This is a genomic window from Endozoicomonas sp. ONNA2 (assembly GCF_024606365.1).
Taxonomy (GTDB): domain Bacteria; phylum Pseudomonadota; class Gammaproteobacteria; order Pseudomonadales; family Endozoicomonadaceae; genus Endozoicomonas.
This window is the reverse complement of record NZ_JAHHPO010000773.1, coordinates 1-7,231: the sequence shown is the minus strand read 5'-3', so window position 1 is coordinate 7,231 and position 7,231 is coordinate 1. Positions and strand designations below refer to the sequence as shown.

Genomic DNA, 7,231 nt, shown 5'->3' with positions numbered 1-7,231 from the left:
GTATTCCTTACCAGCTTGGTGGGCTGGTTTGGCTGGGTTCACAGAATAGTTACTAACGTATTGGCATTTTTGTTACGTTGAGCATGAGGAGCGTCAGAAACCCACTGCTGAAACCCGGTAAGGTTTGAGCCAGCATTGTTCAGTGCATTAACAATGGCTTGATGGGCCCGGTCCGGGCGATAGCCTTTGGCGGTGAATTGTCCCATTGCCCATTGATAATTTTGCTGCCGCAGTTCTCGAAAGGCAGGCTGTGGGCCTAATGGCGTGGTGTTTACCATGATTTCCACCGAACGATAATCAGAGCCGCACTGGGTTAACACCTTTTCTGCCATGCTTTTGGCAACAGAGGGGGCATAACCTTTGCGTTGAAATTGATGGGTAGCCCAGCCAAACCACTGCTGCCGTAAAGGCGCGGTATTGCCTGGCTGGTTAACCACTCCAGTTATCTTGTAACCAGATAGACTTTTGTTACCACATCCTGATATGGGAATAAGTAGATAAATGCCAGGGGTCGGCTCAGCTTTACTAACTTGCCGTCCGAACGCCACCCGAGAGGTGCTTGAACTATCTTCTATAAAGGTAGTAGCAGCTAGCCAGTTGATGCCATCCATGCCAGCACCCATGCCACCGATGTCGTCCATCAAGCGTTTCCTTTTCCCGGTAATAATAGTCAGGTTATCGGAGCAACGGTTGGAAGTTTTAAGTCAGGCAGCCTCACCGGAGGCTGCGTCGGCAGCGCATATCTCGCAAATTGGTTATCAGAAGCAAACCACGAGTCAATATTAAGTCCGACAGGCGCCTGACCGGCCTGTTTCATTATTCGCTGCTGGCAACATCTTTACTCACCATCATTTCCGGTGTTCCCCGGTAAAACAGGGTAACGCTAAGAGCAAATGTCAGTATTTCGGCTACCGGAAGGGCAAGAAATGCGCCTTCAAGCCCAAAGGTTTTCCAGAACAGAATGATCAGCACCAGTGGCAGAAACAGAGAGCGGCTGATGGCAATCAGGGCCGACTGGGTAGCCCCATGCATCCCGGTAAAATAACCGGACAGGGTAATATTGATACCGTTAAACAGAAATGCCGGCCAGATCATGGCTATGATCGACATGGTCAAAGCCAGCGTAGCGACTTCGTCACTCTGGATAAAAACACTGGCCAGCGCCTCTGGATAAAGCAGTAGAGCCGTCGCAAAGGTTATACCGACCATAATGGCAAGACCCACAGCCAGCCTCATAAAACTGGCAATACGCTCTGGCTTTCTGGCTCCGAAGTTGACGCTGACAAGCGGTCCCAGAGCTTCTGCAGTGCCGTAGGCCACCATAATACTAAACCACAGGATATAGTTGACAATGGTAAAGGCGGCAACACCCGCTGTGCCTGCTTCAATCATCAGAATCCAGTTGATAACAAACATAACCAGTCCACCGGACATCTCGTTGATGAACTCGGAAAAACCGTTATAAGCGGCCCGGAACAGTTCAAACCAGGAGCCATAGGGTTTAATCAACCGAATGCGGACCTGTTTGCCAAAAAAGCGTACCATAAGAAACGCAGTACCCACCGTATAAGCGATACCACTGGCAAATGCTGCGCCACTGACACCCTGGCCCCACACCTTGATAAACAACGCATCCAGTACAATGTTCGTTATGGCGGTAAGCACCAGTCCGGCTAACGCATAGTTTGGCGCATCATCAACCCGGGCAAAATACGATAAGGTATAAGCCAGCCCCATGAAGAGCATGAAAGGGGAGATTATACGGATATATTCCGTGGCCAAAGACAGTGCTTCACCGTCTGCTCCGACAAAAGCCGCAATATCCCCGGCAAAAAAGCCAGCCAGGCTGGATACAGTGAGAGCAAAAATAACAATCACCGTCAGGGATTTGGTAAAAATATTGGACGCCCTGCGTGTATCTCCCACTCCCAGGGCTTTACCGGCAACCACAGCGCCACCGACCAGCATCATGACACAGAGGCCAAAGAACACCGAATACAGGGGTACCACCAGATTAACCGCTGCCAGGGCCGTTGCCCCCACGTAATTACCGACAAAGATACCATCAACAATACCCGCTGAAGACAACGCCACCAGCCCCAGTACGGATGGCACAACAAAACGGCAAAAATCCACCGTGGTACTGCCGGTGGTCATCGTTTCATCAGTAGTGTAAACAGGCATAGACGCTTCCTCATTGCGGCAGGAGATTACATTTGCCCGCAATGCTTTATTCCTTTGACTGGATAAATGAACAATTGTTCAAATTGGACACATGTTCAATTTGTTTTTATGCTATGTCAACCCGAAGTTATATCGGACAAATTCAGTCTATGAGTTATTTGCCAAAAGATGAAAAACGCAAGGCTATTCTGGAGGCCACCCTCACCCTGGTGGTGTCCTGTGGCTTTGCCGGTATAACTGCCCGCAAGGTTGCTGCCGAAATGGGTGCCGCCACGGGCACCATACACCATCATTTTTCGTCGCTGGATGAGTTAAAAACCGAGGTAATCCGTTATGCCATATCATCATCCGTTGACTCCGACCTGAAGGCCATCAAGGGATTACCACCCTACGAAGCCCTGTTACAGATGTTGCTGCCATCAAACTTCCCGGACCGGGAGTTTGACAACCGGGTATGGCTCAGTGCCGCCGATGAAATGTGGCGCAATGAACAGCTGAAAACTGTCTATTGTGAATCCATGGTCAGCCTGACAGACCTGATTGCAAATGTGATTACCCTGGGCCAAAAACAGGGTTTGTTTGATCCGGCTCTGGATAGTCGACAATGTGCCTGGAAGTTAATGGCCACCAGCTTCACACTGTCGAATTATTCCTACCTTGGGGACAGCAGCCTCAATCTTCAGGCAATCGATGAGTTGGTAATCAATGATATCCGGCTGACGTTGGGCATAATCGGGTTTGAGACAGAACATCAAACCCGAACTTTGTCGGCCTTTATTGACTGAACAATGTTGACTGAACAATGTTGACTGAACAATGTTGACTGAAGAATGTTGACTGAACACCGTTTATGCTGACAGTTTATTTAATCTCCAGCACCTGCTCTTCTATTTTCTTTTTCCAGATCTGCGGGCCTGTTTGATGTACCGATTCACCGCGGGAGTCTACCGCTACGGTCACCGGCATATCTTCCACTTCAAATTCGTAGATCGCCTCCATGCCCAGTTCAGGAAAGGCCAGTACTTCTGCTTTTTTCACCGCCCGGGAGACCAGATAAGCGGCACCACCGACGGCTATCAGGTAAACGGACTCATTATCCCTGATCGCGTCAATGGCTGCCGGGCCGCGCTCTGCCTTGCCGATCATACCGGCAAGACCGGTGCTCTCCAGCATGGTGCGGGTAAATTTGTCCATTCGGGTTGAGGTGGTTGGGCCTGCCGGGCCAACGGCTTCATCACGCACAGGGTCAACGGGGCCTACGTAATAGATAAAGCGCCCTTTCAGATCAACCGGCAACTCTTCTCCTTTGGCGATCATATCCACCATGCGCTTATGGGCCGCATCCCGACCGGTCAGAATCTTGCCAGACAGCAGCACAGTATCGCCCGGCTGCCAGCTCTTGATGTCATCATGGCTCAGGTTGTCTACATTGACCTTGCGTACACCCTCGCCCATGTCGAGGCTGACCTGCGGATAGTCAGCAACATTTGGTGCTTTCTGGTATACCGGACCGTTGCCGTTCAAGGTAAAGTGGGCATGGCGGGTGGCCGCGCAGTTGGGAATCATGGCCACAGGCAGAGAAGCGGCGTGGGTCGGGTAATCCCTGATCTTGATATCCAGTACGGTGGTCAGACCCCCCAGGCCCTGGGCACCGATACCCAGTTTATTCACCTCATCCATAATCTCCAGACGCAGTTCTTCCACCCGGTTCCGGGGACCACGGGCACGGAGTTCATGGATGTCGATGGGGTCCATCAAGGCTTCTTTGGCCATCAGCATGGCTTTTTCAGCGGTGCCGCCAATACCGATACCCAACATGCCCGGAGGGCACCAGCCAGCCCCCATGGTCGGTACGGTCTTTTTCACCCACTCAACAATGCTGTCCGATGGGTTAAGCATGACCATTTTGGATTTGTTCTCAGAGCCCCCCCCTTTGGCCGCCAGTTCCACCTCAACGGTGTCTCCGGGTACCAGGGTCATGTGGATAACCGCCGGCGTGTTGTCTCTGGTATTTTTGCGGGCACCGGCAGGATCGGCCAGGATCGAAGCACGCAGTACGTTGTCCGGATGGGTATAGGCCCGGCGAACCCCTTCGTTGATCAGGTCTTCAATGGCGCGGTCAGTATCAAAACGTACGTTCATACCCACCCGGACAAAGACAGTAACGATACCGGTATCCTGGCAGATAGGGCGCTTGCCCATGGCGCACATTCTGGAGTTAACCAGAATCTGGGCCATGGCATCTTTCGCTGCCCTGGACTCCTCTTTCTGGTAGGCCTGATAAACCGCATCAATAAAATCAATGGGATGATAGTAGGAAATAAACTGCAGTGCGTCTGCGACACTCAGAATTAAATCGTCTTCCCGAATCACAACATTCATTGGTTTTTCACCCCCTGTTTTACGATTTTATTTGGTAAACCACTTATAATTGCGCAAGGATTATACCAACGCCAAAAGCTAATAACATTGATTAACCACAGGTAGGATAAAGTTTTCTCAAAAGCAGCAGAACTCTATTTTGGGCGATTGGTATTATCGATCACAGGTTGTACACTTGCTCACCAGATTCACTGTTCAAAGCAACGGTCAGGGGGGGTTCCGTGCCGAAGATTCAGTTTCAGGGCAACAGTTACCTGATGGATGAGAACGAGAACCTTCTGGATGGATTACTACGCCAGCATGCCAGGGCACCGTGGTCCTGCCGGGCCGGCGTCTGTCACTCCTGCATGCTTCGAGTCACGGCAGGGTGCGCACCTGACCACGCACAGTCTTTTCTGACCGCTGAGCAAATCAAAAAAGGCTACATTCTCGCCTGTCAGACTAAGGTAGCCGGAGATTTAAGCCTGGCACTGCCTACCCGGGATGAAGTGCCCGGTATTCTTACCGGGCTGGAATCACTCAGCGCAACGGAAGTCATCATCAAGCTGTCCACCCGCCTGCCCTTCGACGTTGCTGTTGGCGAGCATATTACCCTGGTATCCAACAAAGGCTTTGAAGCCACTTATCCGATTTCTGGTTGCGACAGCGATTTACAGACTCTGGAATGCATTATTGTTCGATCCGCAGGCGATAACCCGTTCAGTACCTGGATTCATTCCGAGGCAAGAGCAGGCGATCGTCTGATGGTGATCAAGAATGGCTAAGGATTCACTTACTCTCTGACCGGCAAGGGTGTCAGGGTTTTGTCATGCCCCATCCTTTGCGGATCAACATGATTCCTCGAGAATATATCGTGGGGCATACAGTCGGTTTCTACATTAACCAGGCTGAAGGAGGGCTGGCGTATCACCTCCTGATAGGCGATCGTTCCATCCGGCATAACTACTGAGTGTGCAAGGTAGGCATCCACCAGCCCATGGGTATAGTCAATACCTTCGGTCTCGAAGCCCTTTAGTACCACGATTTCACCAGCCTTGCATCCCAGCATGATTTCATCACCGGGTACCGTACTTTTAATGATGGCAGGATGACGGCTGCCCAGGGGGAACTGAATGCTACCGTAGTAGTAATTCTCACCGTTGCTCCGGTGCTCCACCAGCACATCCCAAAAGGCCATTACATTCGTAAACTCCCGTCCACGATAATCCTTGACGATATTGTTGCCATACTCACCTTTATCCAGATATGAGCCTGCCACCTTGAAGCGGCGGGCAATGGCCTGGTCAAAGTTGATGATGCCAGGATCCTGTTCTGCTGCAATCTGATATGCCACAGGGCGGCCGGGCAGAAGAGGGATGGCAGACTGTTTGGGCGGTTCTTCTTCTGTTTTCTGTTGCACCAGGAGAGCTTCATGCTTTTTCTTTTCAACAAGGAGACGTTCTTTCTCTTTCTGCTGGCGGATGCGTTCCCGCTCTTCCTTATGCTTTTTATCTTTGGCCAAGGCTTCTGCCTTCTCTCTTCTTTTCTGTTCAGCATATGCTCTTTCACTGGACTTTTTCTCTGCTTTCCGGTTTTCTTCAGCCAGTCTCAATTCTTCGGCTTTGGCTTTTCGCTTGGCCTTACGCCTCTCCTCAGCCAGCCTTGGCTCTTCCAGTCTGGCTTTCTCTTCCGCTTCCCGTGCCAGTCTCTGCTCGTCAGCTTTCTTCCTGGCCTGCTCCCTCGCCAGACGAGCCTCTCTCACCCGGACTAACCTTGCCTGTTCCTTTTCTTTATCCAATGCTGACTTTGCTTCACTGAACTTGCTGTTGCCCTTCAGTAAACTCCCGTAACGTGCCCCTTGTTGCGTCCGCTGCGTATGGAGCTTTGTGGGCCTGGCAATTTTTGCTGCCTCCTGTTTTGCAGGCGCCTGAGTTTTTGAGTCTTGAGTCATGTCTGTTCTGGCAGGGATTTGACGTACAACAATCGTCTCATTTTCCATCTCGGGTTTTGAGGCTATTTGCAGCTCTGCCGGCACCATCACTTGCGGTCGTCCAGCTTTCGACTCAGGGTCACTGACCAGTACCACCTCTTCATTGAGTTTCTTCTCTGCCAACCGGATATCCATGAATTGCAGAAAGGTTTCTGCCTGCGCCGGATCGGTAAGGTCAAGGGATGCAACCTGATTATAAAATTTAAAATCCCTGGACACACTGAGGTCGTGCGGATTGCGATTCACTATTCTTTTTTGCCCGTACTCTCCCCCGGGCTCTCCCCCGTACTCTCCAGCAGCCAGCTCACCATAAGGAGGCACAATAATGCTTACATGATCGTTATCGGAAGTTTCTGTCTTTATCGCATGGGAGATGTTTGGGGAAACCGCGATGAGTACGGCGGCAGATAGAGCAGTTATGGCTGAATTCACTGACCTTCCAGCAAAACCTTTATCCGGATTTTCCATGAGAACTACACCTTTAAATCACGTATAAGGAGAACTTGCCTGAAAACACCTGAGCAGACGGCTTCTGCAATAAGGTGGTATGAGCATAGACCATGAAAGAAAATCATCCATAAGCTCAGGATAGGTTTATCACACAGGTTTAAGTAGCTGGCCATATGGAATCGAATATTTCTGGCCAGGAGGCTGTCCGAGAATAGACTGCCCTGCGCGGCAACTGCTCCTGCGTTG

Annotated in this window: 6 protein-coding genes; 2 read left to right on the top strand and 4 right to left on the bottom strand. The window is 50.9% G+C overall.

What is annotated here, in order from left to right; all coding sequences use genetic code 11:
- Nucleotides 1–38 precede the first annotated feature (38 nt).
- Both KDK14_RS13780 and KDK14_RS13775 read right to left on the bottom strand, forming a co-directional pair.
- Nucleotides 39–641, bottom strand: coding sequence for a hypothetical protein (locus tag KDK14_RS13780; RefSeq protein ID WP_257265747.1), 603 nt, complete (start codon nt 639–641; stop codon nt 39–41).
- A 175-nt stretch (nt 642–816) separates the two neighbouring features.
- Nucleotides 817–2,184, bottom strand: coding sequence for an MATE family efflux transporter (locus KDK14_RS13775; RefSeq protein WP_257265746.1), 1,368 nt, complete (start codon nt 2,182–2,184; stop codon nt 817–819).
- A gap of 149 nt (nt 2,185–2,333) precedes the next feature.
- Here KDK14_RS13775 and KDK14_RS13770 point away from each other — a divergent pair, with 149 nt between their 5' ends.
- Nucleotides 2,334–2,969, top strand: a complete 636-nt coding sequence (locus KDK14_RS13770) for a TetR family transcriptional regulator (RefSeq protein ID WP_257265745.1) — start codon at nt 2,334–2,336, stop codon at nt 2,967–2,969.
- Between the two features lie 76 nt (nt 2,970–3,045).
- On the opposite strand, the gene KDK14_RS13765 is transcribed toward KDK14_RS13770, so the two are convergent.
- Nucleotides 3,046–4,566 carry a fumarate hydratase gene (locus KDK14_RS13765; protein WP_257265744.1) on the bottom strand — a complete coding sequence of 507 codons (1,521 nt, stop codon included), beginning with the start codon at nt 4,564–4,566 and terminating at the stop codon, nt 3,046–3,048.
- A gap of 221 nt (nt 4,567–4,787) precedes the next feature.
- On the opposite strand from KDK14_RS13765, the gene KDK14_RS13760 reads away from it, so the two are divergent.
- Nucleotides 4,788–5,330, top strand: coding sequence for a 2Fe-2S iron-sulfur cluster-binding protein (locus KDK14_RS13760; protein WP_257265743.1), 543 nt, complete (start codon nt 4,788–4,790; stop codon nt 5,328–5,330).
- 8 nt (nt 5,331–5,338) lie between these two features.
- On the opposite strand, the gene KDK14_RS13755 is transcribed toward KDK14_RS13760, so the two are convergent.
- Entirely contained in the window at nt 5,339–7,003 is a 1,665-nt protein-coding gene (locus KDK14_RS13755; protein ID WP_257265742.1) for a hypothetical protein, read from the bottom strand.
- Between the last annotated feature and the right edge of the window lie 228 nt (nt 7,004–7,231).

Bases quoted from the DNA above. Each gene is read 5' to 3' on its own strand.
- KDK14_RS13780 (WP_257265747.1), bottom strand. From the start codon at position 641: ATGGACGACATCGGTGGCATGGGTGCTGGCATGGATGGCATCAACTGG.
- KDK14_RS13775 (WP_257265746.1), bottom strand. From the start codon at position 2,184: ATGCCTGTTTACACTACTGATGAAACGATGACCACCGGCAGTACCACG.
- KDK14_RS13770 (WP_257265745.1), top strand. From the start codon at position 2,334: ATGAGTTATTTGCCAAAAGATGAAAAACGCAAGGCTATTCTGGAGGCC.
- KDK14_RS13765 (WP_257265744.1), bottom strand. From the start codon at position 4,566: ATGAATGTTGTGATTCGGGAAGACGATTTAATTCTGAGTGTCGCAGAC.
- KDK14_RS13755 (WP_257265742.1), bottom strand. From the start codon at position 7,003: ATGGAAAATCCGGATAAAGGTTTTGCTGGAAGGTCAGTGAATTCAGCC.